Source organism: Agromyces sp. NPDC057865, assembly GCF_042796995.1.
In the GTDB taxonomy this organism is placed as follows: Bacteria; Actinomycetota; Actinomycetes; order Actinomycetales; family Microbacteriaceae; genus Agromyces.
Window position 1 is genome coordinate 1,005,555 of sequence record NZ_JBHVMJ010000001.1, and the last position, 14,627, is coordinate 1,020,181.

General features: G+C 71.1%; 14 protein-coding genes. 7 read left to right on the plus strand and 7 right to left on the minus strand.

Annotation, left to right across the window (positions count from 1 at the left end; genetic code table 11):
- Positions 1-181: 181 nt before the first annotated feature.
- Positions 182-3,973, plus strand: coding sequence for a hypothetical protein (locus ACFVN5_RS04715; RefSeq protein WP_376953595.1), 3,792 nt, complete (start codon positions 182-184; stop codon positions 3,971-3,973).
- A gap of 191 nt (positions 3,974-4,164) precedes the next feature.
- Here the strand turns inward: ACFVN5_RS04715 and ACFVN5_RS04720 are convergent, their stop codons facing one another.
- Positions 4,165-4,542: a YciI family protein gene (locus ACFVN5_RS04720; protein WP_376953597.1), complete on the minus strand. Its 378-nt coding sequence runs from the start codon at positions 4,540-4,542 to the stop codon at positions 4,165-4,167.
- Positions 4,543-5,020: 478 nt separating this feature from the next.
- Between ACFVN5_RS04720 and ACFVN5_RS04725 the strand changes: the two genes are divergently transcribed.
- The 3 genes from ACFVN5_RS04725 to ACFVN5_RS04735 all read left to right on the plus strand — a co-directional run bounded on the left by ACFVN5_RS04725 (position 5,021) and on the right by ACFVN5_RS04735 (position 6,549).
- Entirely contained in the window at positions 5,021-5,233 is a 213-nt protein-coding gene (locus ACFVN5_RS04725; RefSeq protein WP_376953599.1) for a hypothetical protein, read from the plus strand.
- Positions 5,234-5,326: 93 nt separating this feature from the next.
- A complete protein-coding gene (locus ACFVN5_RS04730; protein ID WP_376953602.1) occupies positions 5,327-5,554 on the plus strand; it encodes a hypothetical protein in 228 nt (75 codons plus the stop codon).
- A 188-nt stretch (positions 5,555-5,742) separates the two neighbouring features.
- On the plus strand, positions 5,743-6,549 hold the full coding sequence (locus tag ACFVN5_RS04735) for a hypothetical protein (RefSeq protein ID WP_376953603.1): 807 nt from the start codon (positions 5,743-5,745) through the stop codon (positions 6,547-6,549).
- Here the strand turns inward: ACFVN5_RS04735 and ACFVN5_RS04740 are convergent.
- On the minus strand, positions 6,513-8,126 hold the full coding sequence (locus tag ACFVN5_RS04740) for a cytochrome bc complex cytochrome b subunit (protein ID WP_376953605.1): 1,614 nt from the start codon (positions 8,124-8,126) through the stop codon (positions 6,513-6,515). The genes ACFVN5_RS04735 and ACFVN5_RS04740 overlap by 37 nt on opposite strands.
- Before the next feature lie 110 nt (positions 8,127-8,236).
- On the opposite strand from ACFVN5_RS04740, the gene ACFVN5_RS04745 reads away from it, so the two are divergent.
- On the plus strand, positions 8,237-8,620 hold the full coding sequence (locus ACFVN5_RS04745) for a hypothetical protein (RefSeq protein WP_376953607.1): 384 nt from the start codon (positions 8,237-8,239) through the stop codon (positions 8,618-8,620).
- A gap of 50 nt (positions 8,621-8,670) precedes the next feature.
- On the opposite strand, the gene ACFVN5_RS04750 is transcribed toward ACFVN5_RS04745, so the two are convergent.
- From ACFVN5_RS04750 to ACFVN5_RS04760, 3 genes are all read right to left on the minus strand, one after another.
- Positions 8,671-8,910 (minus strand): hypothetical protein, encoded by a 240-nt coding sequence (locus ACFVN5_RS04750; protein WP_376953609.1) that lies wholly within the window; start codon positions 8,908-8,910, stop codon positions 8,671-8,673.
- Positions 8,911-8,969: 59 nt separating this feature from the next.
- Positions 8,970-9,386: a CBS domain-containing protein gene (locus tag ACFVN5_RS04755; RefSeq protein WP_376953611.1), complete on the minus strand. Its 417-nt coding sequence runs from the start codon at positions 9,384-9,386 to the stop codon at positions 8,970-8,972.
- Positions 9,387-9,530: 144 nt separating this feature from the next.
- A complete protein-coding gene (locus tag ACFVN5_RS04760; protein ID WP_376953613.1) occupies positions 9,531-10,787 on the minus strand; it encodes an amidohydrolase in 1,257 nt (418 codons plus the stop codon).
- Positions 10,788-10,926: 139 nt separating this feature from the next.
- Between ACFVN5_RS04760 and ACFVN5_RS04765 the strand changes: the two genes are divergently transcribed.
- Both ACFVN5_RS04765 and ACFVN5_RS04770 read left to right on the plus strand, forming a co-directional pair.
- Entirely contained in the window at positions 10,927-12,246 is a 1,320-nt protein-coding gene (locus tag ACFVN5_RS04765) for a hypothetical protein (protein ID WP_376953615.1), read from the plus strand.
- A gap of 115 nt (positions 12,247-12,361) precedes the next feature.
- Positions 12,362-12,874, plus strand: coding sequence for a methylated-DNA--[protein]-cysteine S-methyltransferase (locus tag ACFVN5_RS04770; RefSeq protein ID WP_376953617.1), 513 nt, complete (start codon positions 12,362-12,364; stop codon positions 12,872-12,874).
- Positions 12,875-13,095: 221 nt separating this feature from the next.
- Here ACFVN5_RS04770 and ACFVN5_RS04775 read toward each other — a convergent pair whose 3' ends face one another.
- Together ACFVN5_RS04775 and glsA are read right to left on the minus strand one after the other, a co-directional pair.
- Positions 13,096-13,269, minus strand: a complete 174-nt coding sequence (locus tag ACFVN5_RS04775) for a hypothetical protein (RefSeq protein ID WP_376953619.1) — start codon at positions 13,267-13,269, stop codon at positions 13,096-13,098.
- 138 nt (positions 13,270-13,407) lie between these two features.
- Positions 13,408-14,625 (minus strand): glutaminase A, encoded by a 1,218-nt coding sequence (gene glsA, locus ACFVN5_RS04780; protein ID WP_376953621.1) that lies wholly within the window; start codon positions 14,623-14,625, stop codon positions 13,408-13,410.
- Between the last annotated feature and the right edge of the window lie 2 nt (positions 14,626-14,627).

A 14,627-nucleotide genomic window follows, 5' to 3' on the forward strand; every position in this document is an offset into this window, starting at 1 on the left:
GCCACAACGCCACGACGCCACGCGACGACCGCGGGCGACACACTGCTTGACCGCAGCTGCCGCGCGGGCGAGGATGGACGCGACCGGTTGGGAAATCGCTTTCCCGACCGCCTCACGCGGCGAGCACGGACGCTGCACCCACCACAGAGCACCACCACGCATCACGATCGAAGGAGATCCAGTGGGTCCAGACGTCCGACATGGCCGCGCGCGGCCGATCATCGCCGCGCTCACCGGCGCCGCACTCGTTGCGGGCGCCGCGCTCACCGCCTCACCCGCCGCGGCGGCCGAGCCCGCGGCATCCGTCGACTACAGCTTCGACTTCGGGGGACCGAGCACGCCGGTCGTGCCGGGCTGGCTCGGCATCAACCCCGGCACCACCTACAACGCGACCCGCGGCTACGGCTTCACGGTCGCGCCGCCTACCGCCGGGTTCCGCGACCGCGGCGGCGACAACACCGTCGGCCGCGACTTCACCATCGCGAACAACCAGGCCTTCGCGGTCGACGTGCCGAACGGCACCTACGAGGTCACGACGTGGGCCGGCGACCTCATCGCGGGCAACGGCACGAACTTCGACATCGAGGGCACGGCGTACGCGGGTCCGCGCACGAGCACTGGCGTCATCCACGAGGCGTACTTCCCAGCCGTCGCGGTCGCCGACGGGCAGCTGAACATCCGCGTCACGGGCGGCGATGGGCGCGTCAACGGTATCCGGGTGCAGACCCCGCTGCCTGCGCCGGCCGGCCTGCAAGCCACCGACATCGACGCGGTGAACGAGACCATCGAGCTCGGCTGGCAGCCGGTGGCGGATGCCACGGGCTACGCGATCTTCCGTTCGGCACCGGGCGGCGAGCTCGCCGAGATCGGCCGGGTGGCGGATGCCGCGACGACGAGCTTCACCGACACGGGCGTGGCCCTCGGCGAGAGCTACGACTACGCCGTGGCGACCGTGAAGGACGCACGCGTGTCGAAGCCGGGCGAGCGGTTCGCGGCATCCGTCGTCGACCCCGACGTGGCGAAGCCCGTGACCCCGACCGGCATCGCAACCGCCGCGATCGACCGCAACAGCGTCACGCTGAGCTGGACCGACGCGGGCGACGCCGTGCAGTGGAAGGTGTACCGCTCGGTGCGGGCCGACCTGCCGTTCGAGCAGATCGCCACCACGACCGAGCCGACGTTCACCGACACCGACGTGCTCACCACGCGGCCGTATCTGTACCAGCTCGTGGCGCTGAACGCGGGCGGGGCGTCCGCGGCATCCGAGACCTATGTGACCGCGGTGGCGACGACGCTCGTGCGCCAGGCGGAGTACCTGGACCGCGCCCCCGTGGCCGTGAAGACCGACGAGGGCGTGTACCTCGGCTGGCGCCTGCTCGGCCTCGACCCGCGCGACCTCGGGTTCAATGTCTACCGCGACGGCGAGAAGGTCAACGACGAGCCGATCACGGGCGCGACGAACCTCGTCGACGACGAGGGCACGACCGAGTCGACCTACCTCATCACCGCGCTCCAGGGCGATCGCGAGATCACCGTCGCCGATGACGTGACCGTGTGGGACCAGCAGTACCTCGACATCCCGCTGGACAAGCCGGCACCGGCGACGCTGCCCGACGGCCAGACGGTCACGTACTGGCCGGGCGACGGCACGGTCGGCGACGTCGACGGCGACGGCGAGTACGAGCTCGTGTTCCTGTGGAACCCGTCGATCTCGAAGGACAACTCGCAGTCGGGCTACACCGGCAAGGTCTACGCCGAGGCGGTCGAGTTCGACGGCACGAGCCTGTGGCGCATCGACCTGGGCGTGAACATCCGCGCCGGCGCGCACTACACGCAGCTCGAGGTGTTCGACTTCGACGGTGACGGGCGCTCGGAGGTCGCCTTCAAGACGGCCGACGGCACGGTCGACGCCGCCGGCACCGTGATCGGCAACCCGAACGCCGACTACCGCAACTCGAGCGGCTACATCCTGAGCGGGCCCGAGTACCTCACGGTCTTCGATGGCACGACTGGTGCGGCGATCGACACGGTCGACTACAAGCCCGGCCGCGGGTCGGTCGGCGCCTGGGGCGACACGTACGGCAACCGCGTCGACCGCTTCCTCGCGGGCGTCGCGTACCTCGACGGCGAGCACCCCTCGCTCGTCACCAGCCGCGGCTACTACACGCGCACCGTGATCGTGGCGTGGGACCTCGTCGACGGGCAGCTCGTCGAGCGCTGGACCTTCGACTCGAACCAGGCCGGATCGACCTACGAGGGCCAGGGCAACCACCAGTTCGTGCCCGCCGACGTCGACCGCGACGGCCTCGACGAGATCGTGTTCGGCTCGATGACCATCGACGACGACGGCACGCCGCTCTACAACACGCGCCTCCTGCACGGCGACGCGCTGCACGTGGGCGACTTCGTCACCGACCGCGCGGGCCTCGAGGTCTACGCGGTGCACGAGACGCCGAGCGGCAACGGCGGCAAGATCGCGACGATGCGCGACGCCGAGACCGGCGAGATCCTCTGGTCGAACTCGGGCAGCAAGGACACCGGACGCGGCACCGCCGCCGACATCGACCCGTCGCACCCGGGCGCCGAGGCGTGGAACATCGGCGGCGACTACGCGTGGAACTCGCCGGTCGGCACGCTCAACGCGGCATCCGGCGAGGTGCTCTCGACCGACATCCCGGCGGCGAACTTCGTCACCTGGTGGGACGGCGACCTCACCCGCGAGATCACCGATCACGACTACTCCGAGGCGAACGCGTCTGGCGTGCCGACGATCTCGAAGTGGAACCCCGCGACGAAGTCGGAGGACCTGCTCCTGCGTCTCGACGGCACGCTGACGAACAACACCACGAAGGGCAACCCCGTGATCCAGGCCGACCTGTTCGGCGACTGGCGCGAAGAGCTCGCCGTGCGCACGGCCGACGGCAACGCCATCCGCATCTACACGACGACGGATGCCACGGACGCGCGCATCCCGACGCTGATGCACGACTCGCAATACCGCGTCGGCGTCGCCGGGCAGAACTCGGCGTACAACCAGCCGCCGAACCCGTCGTACTTCATCGGCGCGGACATGGCGGAGCCGCCCGCGGCCTCCATCGCCTACGTGGGTGCGCCCGGCCTCGACGAGACGGCGCCGGTGATCTCGGGCCTGCCGTCGGGCACGGTCGTGTCGGATGCCCCGCTGCAGCTCGGCATCGCGATCGAAGATGCCGAGAGCGGCATACGCTCGCAGTTGGTGACGATCGGCGGTGTCGCGGTCGACGCCGCGGGCCTCGTGGACCTCGCCGGGCTCGGCATCGCGGGCGACGTCACGGTCGAGGTGACCGGGACGAACCACGCCGGGCTGACCTCGACGGCGTCGTCGCAGCTCCTCGTGGTTCCGGCGTCGTCGGCGACGACCGCGCCCGGCACGGGCACGCTCTCGAACACGAGCGGCTGGGAGTACGGCCTGCACGACGGCAACTACGACGTGGTCATGAACCTGTGGTGGGGCACGCCGGGCACGATCTTCCGGCTCTACGAGAACGGCGCGCTCGTGTCGACGCGCGTGCTGGACGACACGGCCGGCCTGTCGCAGACCTCGGGCGTCTCGTTCGAGGGCAAGCCCAACGGCACCTACGTCTACACGGGCGAGCTGATCAACGCGAACGGAACGACGGCCACCACGTCGACGACGGTCAAGGTGACGGATGCCGCGCCGGGCGCGCCCGTCGTCAGCACCGATCAGAAGAAGGGCGCGTCGTCGTTCACCGCGACCGCGAACCTGTGGTGGGGCACGAACGCGACGTCGTACCGGATCGAGCTCGACGGCGTCGTGGTCGGGTCGGGGTCGCTGACGGCGGCCACGCCGGGCGCGCAGGCGGCGTCGGTCAAGCTCAGCGGCGTGGCATCCGGTGAGCACACGCTCGTCGCGGTGTTCGCGAACGCGAACGGCGAGACGGCGTCGAAGCCGGTGAAGGTGATTGTTAAGTAGGTTCGCTGGATCGCGACTGCGGTCGCGGCGAGGGGCCGGGCGCTGGTGCGCTCGGCCCCTCGTGCGTCTCGTGCGCGGATGCGGTGCCGACGTTCCGAAGTTCCGGAGTGGCGGAGTGGCGGAGTCGCGGAGTTTCGAAGTGCCGAAGTGCCGAAGTGCCGAAGTGCCGACGTGGCGGAGTGGCCGAGTGGCTACGGCTCGGGCGGCTCCTGTAGCGCGCGCACCTCGATGGGCGTCTGCACCGCTCGCGACGCCTGGGTCGCCCACTCGATCGCCGCAGCCTCGTCGGGCGCCTCGATCACCCAGAAGCCGCCGACGTAGGCGGGCGCCTCGACGAACGGCTCGTCGAGCACGCGCGGCTCGCCCGACGACGTGTCGACGGTCTTCGCGGTCGACGGCGGGTGCAGGCCACCCGCGAAGAGCCACGCGCCCGAGTCCTTGAGCGCGGTGTTGAAGGCCTCGACGGCGGCCATGACCGCAGCGAGCGCCTCGGGGTCGAACTCCTGCATGGACTCCATCGTCGGCTCGGTCGCCGTGTCGTGGGGCATGGTCAGGAAGTACTGGGTCATTGCTCAGCCTCTCGTCCGGGGACGCCGTAGAGCCGCCCTCACTCCGACGTCGAACGGGAGGTCGTGCAGATCGACATCCAGCCTCGATTCGAGTGGTGATGGTCTCAGTAGGTGCCGGCCGGAACCTGGGTAGTGGGCGGCGCGAATATCCGTATGGCACGCGGATTCGCCGAGACGGCTTCGAGAGGAGTGTGGTGTGCAGCGGGAATCCGCCCGCACAGGACTCACTCGAAGGGAGGTGCACGAATGTTCGCCACCATGCTCATGCTCGGACTCCTCGCCGCCACCGCGATCGCCTCGGCCGTCGTCCAGTTCGGCCGCGACGGGTACCGCCGCACGCCCACGATCTCCCGGTAAGGCACCCCGCCCACCGATGGGTTCGGAAGATAGGGCGATCGCCCGATCCGAACCGACCACCTCAGCGAAGAACCTGAATGCAGACGGCGACCTCCGCCCTCGCACATCGAATGGAATGATCATGAACCTCGCAGCCGGCTACATCGCCCAGACGCTGCAGACCCACGACGAGCTCGTCGCCGCCCGCGTGAACGAGCACCGCCGCAACGCCGCCGACCGCCGCGCCGACCGTGCCGAGCGCGCAGTGCGCGCCCACCGTCCCGGCCTGCTGCAGCAGCTCGCCCAGCTGTGGCACGACGGTCGCACCTCCACGCCGATCCGGCCCGCCCACTGACCCATCGTCAGTGCGGCGCGGCCGCGCGGGGCGCAACCCCGTGCGGCTGATCGCCTCGCGGGTTACGGTGGGCGCATCGACCGAGGAGGCGACATGAGCGACACCTCGGGCCGCGACGGCGGCCCCGTCCCGAACCCGCCCGACGAGCGGAAGTTCGCCGACAGTGCGAGCGAGCAGGCGCGCCTGAAGGCCGAGCACGACCGCGAGCTCGGCGTCGACCCGTTCTGGGAGGGCGCGAACATCACCGAGAGCGACGGCCCCGACCTCGAGGCCGGCGACGACCTCGACCTCGGCGGCGGTCACCGCACGCCGCGCGACTGAGCGCGCGCGAACACTTCGATTCCGTTCCCCACACAAGCGTCGGTCACGCCTCCATGCGACGCGTGACCGTATCCTCATCGAAGGCGCGGCGACGAGCACCGCGCCTTCAGCGTGCCGGCCGACAACGTCCGGCGCAGGAGAGGACCGGAATGGTTCGTGAACGGATGCCGCGCGACCCTGCTGAGCTCGTGCTCGCACCGCTCGTGGCTGGCGGGTCGGCCTCGATCGCCGTGGTCGTACCCATGGTCGTTCGGAGTTCGGGTGGACCGAGCGTGCAGTACGACTACGTGAGCGCACAGCTCGCCGGCGCGATCGTGTTCGTCGTCGCTGCGCTGCTCGCGCTCGTCGTCTACGGCCTCGGCCTGCCGTGGCTTCCCCACGTCGTCCTCGCGGGAATCACCGCCTGCGCGGTAGCCGCCGCCATGTTCGTGATTGGACGCTCGAGCGACGCCTTGACCCTCGGCGCGCTCGTCGCGGCGCAAGCGATGTTCCTCAGCCTGTTATCGGCGATTGCCGTTCGTCGTGGTTCGAGTCGTCCACGCAGGAGGAGATCCGCGCCGCGCATTCCGCTCGCAGTCGTCGCCGTACTCGCCGGGCTGGTCGTGGAAATGATCGCCGCCGTCCAGTCCGCGGTCGTGGTCGCGATCGACCCGCCGCCCCTCGGCGCCCTCCAGGTCGTGTCCGGTTCGGTGATCTGGGCGATTCCGGGTGCGCTCGCAACGGCGTCGTCGGTCGTGGTCGTGTTGCTCGTCGACCGCTCGCGTGCGCCGCGAGCTGTTCCGGCGATCATCGTCGGGCTGCTGACACCGCTGCTCGTGCCATACCCGTTCCTCGTGATCAGCGGAATCGGCGATGTCCGCGAGAACCTGGCGTGGTGCGCGCTCATCGGAGCCTCGGTGGGCCTCCTCCTCTTCCTCTCGCATCGGCGCGTGGCGGCCGAGCCGGCCGGCCATGACGATCACCTCGGCGCAGTCGGGGTCGGCGAACCGGCCTGATCTTCGGGAGCCGATGCTTCAAGCTCCGGCGCCGGCTCGATGCGATCCGCGAAGTAGAACCGTGAGAGGCGCACCCGCAGCCGCTCGGCGAGCGTGAGCGCGCCGCGCGCGTTCGGGCGGAGCTGCGCGGGGCGCGGGGCATCCGTCACCGCGACGCGGGCGCGCTCGGACTCGCTCAGGAGCTGGTGCACCTCGACGTACTCGCCGCCCGGAAGGCGGACGATGCGGCCGGTCTCGAAGCCGTGCAGAAGGGCGTCGCGGTCCTTGCGCTGGAGGCCCAGGCAGAGGCGCCGAGCGACCGAGAACGCGATGATCGGGCCGAGCAGGAGCGCGGCCTGCTGCCCGGTGATCACGGTCTCGAGGCTCACCGAGAACTGCGTCGCGATGAGGTCGGCGCTCGCGGCGAGCCAGAGGACGCCGTAGAACACGATCCCGGCGACGCCGATGCCCGTGCGGGTCGCCGTGTTGCGCGGACGGTCGAGGAGGTGGTGGTCGCGGTGGTCGCCCGTGATCCACTCTTCGACGAACGGGTACGCGACGACGGCGAGCAAGTAGGCGCCGACGACGGCGAGCGGCACGAGGATCGCAAGCGTCCAGGTGCGGCCGAGCCAGACGAACTCCCAGTCGGGCGGCACGAGTCGGAGCGCCCCGTCGAGGAAGCCCGTGTACCAGTCGGGCTGGCTGCCGGCGCCGGCGGCCGCGGGATCGGCGGGGCCGTAGAGCCAGATCGGGCTCACGGTCACGGTCGCGGCCACGAGCAGGAGGAGCGCCGTGACCATGAGGAACAGCCCGCCGGCGCGGGCGGCCGCGTTCGGGAGCAGCGGGATGCCGACGACGTTCCGCTCGGTGCGGCCGCGTCCGGGGAACTGCGGCGGTCCGTGCCGCCACGCGGCGACGCCCCGCAGGACGACGAGTGCGATGAGCACGGCCGGGAAGACCGCGACGTGCAGTGGGTACAGGTGCTCGATGATCTCGCCCGGGAACGATCCTCCGAACAACAGCGTCGCGAGCCAGGTGCCGATGACCGGTATGCCGAGCGCGATGCCCTCGGTGATCCGCAGGCCGGTGCTCGAGAGCAGGTCGTCGGGCAGGGCGTAGCCGCTCCAGCCGGCCGCGAGCGCGGTCACGAACACCAGGAACAGCAGCACCCACATGCCGCGGCGGGGGCGGCGGAACGCGCCGGTGAAGAACGTCGTCAGCAGCTGCATGATGATCGCGGCGGGCAGGAGCAGCGCGGCCCAGTGGTGCGCCTGCCGGATGAGGAGGCCGCCGGGAACGTCGAACGTGATCGCCATGGTCGACGCGAACGCCTTCGACACCTCGGCGCCCTGCAGTGGCGCGTAGCCGCCCGAGTACGTGACGGCCTCGCTCGAGGGCGCGTAGAAGAACATCAACCACAGGCCGGTGAGCGTCACGACCACGATGCACGCGAGGGTGACGATGCCGAAGAGGTTCGTCCAGTGGCTCGGGATGCGCCTCCGGCGGGCTTCCGCCCTGACGTCGGCGAGGCGTCGGCCGAAGATGGTGACCGCCCCGAGACGTGCGGCGAGGCGGTCGGTGGTGGAGTGGTTTCGCATGCGTGCTCCTCGAACGTCCTTCACCCATACGACGCCGGAGGGGCCCGATTTGTGACAGGTACGGTGAGCCTGAGCGCAAGGAGCACTCCGAGCGATCCGGGGAGGCCATCATGAGCGGCACCGACGCACGCGTGATCGTGCAGCTGCGAGACGGGGCAGGGAAGCGCGCGGTGCGCGATCGGCCGCCGAGATGGGACGGCGAAGCTCCGCCCGACGACCTCGGCCAGGCCATCGTCGACACGTTGGCGTATGTGGCCGACCTGATCACCGAGTTCCAGGATCGGATCGCCGACGAGGCGTACCTCGGTTCCGGTCGGCCGAAGCGCGACCAGGTGGACCGTCCTCGAGCTGCGGAGTCGGGTGCGCCCGGCTCAGGTGTTCAGGTCGCGATCACGATGCGGGACGCGGCATCCGCTGACCGGCTCGCCCGCGAGCTCGACGCGAACGACGCGGTCGAGACCGCCGCGGTGGAGGCGGGACCGCCGACCCGGTGACACGCTGCGGCCGGGAGGCAGGACGCGTCCCGGCCGGGCTTTCGGAGAGGCTATTCTTCGACGCCGGGGTCGCCGCCCTCGAGGCCGCCCTCGGTGGAGTCGGTCATCGGTTCGGCGCTCGTCGGTGCGCCCGGGGTGTCGGCCCCGACCTGGCCGGGCTCGTCGGTCGGTCCGTCCGCGGCCACGCGGTCGTCGTCGCTCTGGCTGCCGCCGGTCCCGGTCTTGCCGGGGGCCCGCTCGGTGTCGTCGGGAACGGGCTGGATGTCGTCGTGGAGGTTCGAGTCGGTCATGGTCGCTCCTTCGTGATGGATGTGGTCCGGGGTGCGGCGGTCGAATCGTGGTCGCGCCGTCAGTCTTCGGAGATCTCGGCGACGGTCTCGGCGGTCTCGGTGGCCGAGAGCTCACGCGCGATGTCGGCCTGGGCGATGATGCCGACGAGGTCGTGCCCGTCGATCACGGGCAGGCGACGCACCTGGTACTCCTGCATCACCTCGAGCGCCTCGCGGACGTCGTCGTCGGCACCGATCGTGAGCGGCTTGCCCTCGGCGAGGCTTCCCGCCGTGACGCTCCCAGGGTCGCCGCCGTCGGCGACGCACTTCACGACGATGTCGCGGTCGGTGAGCATGCCCTTGAGCCGGTCGTCGTCGCCGCAGATCGGCAGGGCGCCGACGTCGAGATCCCGCATCATGCGGGCGGCGTCCACCAGGGTCTGGTGCTCCTTCACGCACGTGGGGTCGGGCGTCATGAGGTCGCGTGCGAGGGTCATCGGTTCGTCCTCTCTCCGGGCCCTCGGGTCTCGGGCCCGGTGTGTATCGGCAGGCTAACCACGCCGGGCGCTCGCGGCACGGGGGTTGACGCGGTGGCGGCGGATGCGGCATCCGGCCGTGTCCGGTCGCAGTCGGGCGAACCCTCAGCGCTCGAGGAACCCCCGCCCGTAGAGCGCGTCGGCGTTGCGCCACGCGATGAGCTCGGCGACGCGGATCGCCTCGTCGACCGGCCAGCCGTGCTCGGCGACGTAGCCGGCGAGCACACGGGTCGTCGCATCGCGCCACACGGCGGCGCCGAGCAGCACGCGCTCGGGCACGCCCCACGCGTCGGTCGAGAAGAGCACCTTCGCGAACGGCGCGAGGTCGAGCGACTCGCGCACGAGGATGTCGGCGTTCGCGCCGACGTGGGCGAGCGCGAGACCCGCGTCGAGGTACACGTGCGGGTAGAGGTGCGCGAGCATGCCCGCCTCGCGCAGGTACGGGTGGCAGTGCAGCAGCGCGATGCGCCCGCCCGTGGCCTGCGTCGCGGCGATGAACGGCTGCAGCCGGAACGGGTCGGCGCGGTCGAGCCGCAGGTCGGGGTCGCCGAATCCGACGTGCACCTGCAGCACGGCCGGGCCACCGTTGTCGCCGTGCTCGAGCGCCCACCACGCGAGGTGCCTGATGATGACGGGGTCTTCGAGGCGCACGGATGCCCCGCCGCCGCGCCGGCTCGCCGCGTGCCATGCGTCGGCGGCCTCCGCCAGCTCTGCGCGCGCGGGCTTCGCGGGGTCGAGCGCGAGTCCGCACCGGTACGCGGCGACGGTCTTGAACCCGACCGCGCTCGCCGCGGCGGACTCGAGCGCCACGGGGAGCCGTTCGACGAAGTCGGCGCCCGACGCGGCATCCGCCATGACCGACTCGGCCAGCGTCTCGAGGCGCACGATGCGGTGGATGCGGACGACGGGGCTGCCGTCGTCTCCGTGGCCCGCGAGCTCGGCGAGCTGCGCGTCGGAGATCAGCCGCTCGGGCGCGTGGCCGTCGTCGACGAGGTACGCGCGGATGCCGGAGGCGCGAAGGAGCCGGCGGGTGGCCTCGTCGAAGCCGAGCCGCTCGCGGGCGGCGAGGTAGTCCGCGGCATTCGCGTAGGGAGTCAGACCGAGGGTCGGGGCGCAGAACCGGCGCAGGGCGAAGCCGAGCTGGCTGTCGAAGATCGCGGTGCGGTCGGTCGCGTGCTCGGCCTGTGTGAGCGCGTCGAGCAGGTCGTGCTCGGCGAGCGGCGGGCGCAGCAGGCTGTGCGCGTGGTGGTCGACGAGCGGCATGGTATCGATGACGCGTGCGAGCTCGGCGCGGATGTCGGCGTCTGCTCCCGTGTTCGCGCCGGCCTCCGCCCCGCCAGGCGACTCCGCGTTCGCGGCCATGCGGCGATTCTCTCGCGTCTGCGCGGTTTGCGGCGGCATCCGACGGCTGAGATCGACCCTCGAATTGGGGCGGAGGGCGCGACCGGAATGCGCGGTTCCATCCATGCCTGCGGGGCGTGCGCGGGAGTAGCGTGCGGTCATGGGATGCGTGCTGGTCCCGGCGCTGCACCAGGCGGCAGGGCATCTGGGCTTCGCCGGCGCAGGGGATTTTTCGTACGCGGTATCGTCGTCCACGCTCGGGCCGGCGCTGCTGCCGATCTTCGCACTTCTCGCGAGCGTCGTCGCGGCCGTCAGCGTAGGGTCGCTCATCGTCGCCTGGCTCCGCGCGCCCGAGCCGAGCGGCCTGATCGAGGTCACCGACCCGAAGACGGCCGGACTGATGTCGGTGGGGTTCGCGTCGGGCACGGCCTCGCGGCGGTGGCTTGCCGCGACCGTTGTACAACTGGCATGCGACCGGGTCATCACGATCGACGATCGGCGCCCCGTGACCGATTCTTCGGACGGAACCGACGGGATGGGCCGCCGTTCGAAGGACGTGCGGCTCGTCTTCGGCACGGCGAATGCCGAGGCCGAGCGCGCGGCAGCTGGGGTGCTCGCAACCCAGGGTTCGTTCGACAGCGAGAGCGGCGTCGTCGCGGCGGTGTTCGAACCCGGCATGACGGGCGAGCGGCGGGATCCGGCGCCCGGCACCAGCGTCGACGTGGACCGCGTCGTGACGAAGAACGGATTGCTCGCCGCGCACACGAGCGACCGGTTCCGGGAGGCGATCGGGTGGTACCGAGAGCCGCGTCCGACTGCTCGCTTCCGAGCGGCGTCGATCGGCAGCATCCTCGGGATCGTCTTCGGGTTCATCTCGCTCGGGGTGAGTGCCGATTCGAGGTCGATCGCCTGGAGTGCGATCGTCATCGGGGCCGTCGCGCTCGGGTTGCGGCTGCTGCTTCCGCGATGGATCCCGCTCAACGCGGCAGGACTCCTGCTGCGTGAGCGAGCGAACCAACAGCGTGAGATCGTCGCGACGGCGGAGGTGCCGACGCTCGCGTCCGGTGAGCAGGTGCTCCCCTGGGCAGTGCTGTTCGACGAGCAGGGAACGATCCGGCGTGTCGCCGAGGTGGCCGAGGGCTCCGACGGCGCGCCGGCGTGGTATCGCTCGAACGACCCATTCACGGCCGACCGATTGGTGTCCTGCCTTGCCGTGGTGACGACGGAGCTCTCGCAACCACTCCGGGTCGGCGCGAAGGCCCCTTGGATGGGCGACGACAGCCGCTTCGGCGTTCCCCTCGTGGGCGACTACCGCGGTTGGGTCGGCGCCTACTACTACGGGAACAGCTGGGGAGGGACGCCCGGGCTCGGCGGGTTCGACGGCGGCACGGCCGGGGGATTCGACGGCGGTGGCGGGTTCGACGGGGGCGGCGGGTTCGACGGTGGTGGCTTCGGGGGTGGCGACGGCGGGGGCTTCTGAACGACGGCCCGCCCCGATCGCAGGGCTCGAGGGTCGGCTGGCCGGCGGAACGCGAAGTCCGAATCCCGCTGGCCGACTGGGTCGCGGCGGGCCCGGTCGGGGTGAGGATGGAGTCGTGCCCCGACGCCACGCCACGCTGCCGACCGCGATCGGCGACCTCCTGGTCGTCGCCGACGGCGACGCGCTCGCGGGCATCTACTTCCCGGGGCACTGGCATCCGCCGGTCGCCGGCTCGACCGGATCGGCCATCGACTGGCGTTCGGACGCGCTCCTCGGTCGGCTCGGCGAGGAGCTCGGCGAGTTCCTCGATGGCCGCCGTACCGAGTTCGACCTGCCGATGGCGCCGACGGGTGACGAGTTCCAGCTGTCGGTGTGGCGGATGCTGCGGGGCATTCCCTACGGCGAGACGACCACGTACGGCGAGCTCGCCGAGCGCCTCGGCGACCGCAACCTCGCGCGTCGCGTGGGCGGTGCAGTCGGGCGCAACCCGCTGAGCATCCTCGTGCCGTGCCATCGCGTGGTCGGCGCCGACGGCTCGCTCACCGGGTACGCGGGCGGGCTCGACCGCAAGCGATTCCTGCTCGAGCTCGAGGGCGCCGAGGTGGTGGCGCAGCGGCGGTTGTTCTGAGGCGGGCGCCCGGGATGGCCCTTCCCTCCGCAGAATCGGTAGATCAGGCGACAAATCTCCTGGGCGACAAATCTCTTGGGCGACATGTCTCCTGGGCGACAAATCGCCTCAGCGATACGTCGCCGAGGCGACAAAGCAACTTATCTACCGATCTACCGATCTACCGATCTACCGGTTCTGCCGAGAGACATGCCGCGACCGACCGTCGCGGCCGCACCCCGCTAACGCTCGTCGTCGCTCGTGATCCAGGGCGCGCCCCAACTGGATGCCGCACGGCGGGCGGCGTTGCGTCCGTCCTCGTCGGCGCGCGACGGACCGGGCAGCGTCTCCTCGCCCTCGACGCGCTGCATCTCCTCATAGCCCTCTTCGACCTCGTCGTGGTCGCGTCGACCCATGGCGACCTCCTTCGCTCGCGCCGGTGCGAGGAATCCTCGCTCCAGTCAGTCTCCTCCGTCCGAACGGATGCCGCGAGCCTCCGCCACGCGAGTTCGGATGCTGTTCACCGCCGACGTCGCCGCGCCGCGGCATCCGGCTCAGCCGCCGAGCACCCCGTCGGGATCCCGCACCACGACCCGCGGCGACCCGTCGGAACGCGCACCCACGACCGCCGGCAACGCATGGAAGAGCTGGCGCACCGCGCTGCCGACGCGGGTCACGCCCGAGAAGTCGAGCACGAGGCATCCGTCGTCGGACACGAGCGGAGCCAGCCGGGTGAGCACCTCCTCGGCGGCGGCGAAGTAGATCTCTCCGCGGAGCATCGCGACGGTCTCTCCGTCCGAGGTGGTGAGCGAGCCGATCGCCGAGAGCGCGTCGCCGCGGTGCGCGAGCATGTGCAGGCCGTACTGCGCAGACAGGCGTTCGAGCATCGCGACGCCGCGCACGCTGTTGCCGCGCTCGTCGAGTCGTGGGCTGAACGTGCCGATGCCGAACTGGCCCGGCTGCACGGCCACGATTCCGCCGCCGACGCCGCTCTTCGCGGGCAGGCCGACGTGCACCATCCAGTGGCCCGACTCGTCGTACATGCCGCAGCTCGTCATGACGGCGGTCGTCCAGCGCGCGGCATCCTCGCTGATCACGCGCTCGCCCGACACCGGGTTCACGCCGCCCGTCGCCAGCGTCGCAGCCATGATCGCGAGGTCGCGGGCGGTCACCGAGAGCGAGCACTGCCGGAAGTACGCGGTCGTCGCGACCTCCACGTCGGCGGCGAGCGTGCCCGCCGACTTCGTGAGGTAGGCGAGGGCGCGGTTGCGGTCGCCGGTGCGCGCCTCCGACGAGAAGACGTCCTCGTCGACGACCAGGTCGCGGCCGGCGAACCGCTCCAAGCCCGAACGGATGACGCCGAACTTGTCCTCGACGGTGTCGCCCGCGATGAGCGAGGTCGTCACGATCGCGCCGGCGTTGATCATCGGGTTGAGCGGGCGACCGGATGCCGGTTCGAGGCTGATCGCGTTGAACGGCTCGCCGCTCGGCTCGAGGCCGACGTGCTTCGTGACCTCGTCGACGCCGAGGGCGTCGAGCGCGAGCGCGAACACGAACGGCTTCGACACCGACTGGATCGTGAACGCCACGTCGCTGTCGCCCGCGTCGTGCACGTCGCCGCGCGTGCTCACGAGCGCGATGCCGAGGCGCTCGGGCTCGACGTTCGCGAGCTCGGGGATGTACGACGCGACCTCCCCGCTCGTGTCGGGACGGGCGGCGTCCAGCACGGCGTCGAGCGTGGCGCGAACCGGGTGATGCAGGTCGACCGGCATGC

Coding starts and splice junctions, on each gene's coding strand:
- ACFVN5_RS04765 (WP_376953615.1), top strand. CDS start 10,927: ATGGGATGCGTGCTGGTCCCGGCGCTGCACCAGGCGGCAGGGCATCTG.
- ACFVN5_RS04745 (WP_376953607.1), top strand. CDS start 8,237: ATGAGCGGCACCGACGCACGCGTGATCGTGCAGCTGCGAGACGGGGCA.
- ACFVN5_RS04725 (WP_376953599.1), top strand. CDS start 5,021: ATGAACCTCGCAGCCGGCTACATCGCCCAGACGCTGCAGACCCACGAC.
- ACFVN5_RS04760 (WP_376953613.1), bottom strand. CDS start 10,787: ATGGCCGCGAACGCGGAGTCGCCTGGCGGGGCGGAGGCCGGCGCGAAC.
- ACFVN5_RS04720 (WP_376953597.1), bottom strand. CDS start 4,542: ATGACCCAGTACTTCCTGACCATGCCCCACGACACGGCGACCGAGCCG.
- ACFVN5_RS04775 (WP_376953619.1), bottom strand. CDS start 13,269: ATGGGTCGACGCGACCACGACGAGGTCGAAGAGGGCTATGAGGAGATG.
- glsA (WP_376953621.1), bottom strand. CDS start 14,625: ATGCCGGTCGACCTGCATCACCCGGTTCGCGCCACGCTCGACGCCGTG.
- ACFVN5_RS04740 (WP_376953605.1), bottom strand. CDS start 8,126: ATGCGAAACCACTCCACCACCGACCGCCTCGCCGCACGTCTCGGGGCG.
- ACFVN5_RS04750 (WP_376953609.1), bottom strand. CDS start 8,910: ATGACCGACTCGAACCTCCACGACGACATCCAGCCCGTTCCCGACGAC.
- ACFVN5_RS04730 (WP_376953602.1), top strand. CDS start 5,327: ATGAGCGACACCTCGGGCCGCGACGGCGGCCCCGTCCCGAACCCGCCC.
- ACFVN5_RS04755 (WP_376953611.1), bottom strand. CDS start 9,386: ATGACCCTCGCACGCGACCTCATGACGCCCGACCCCACGTGCGTGAAG.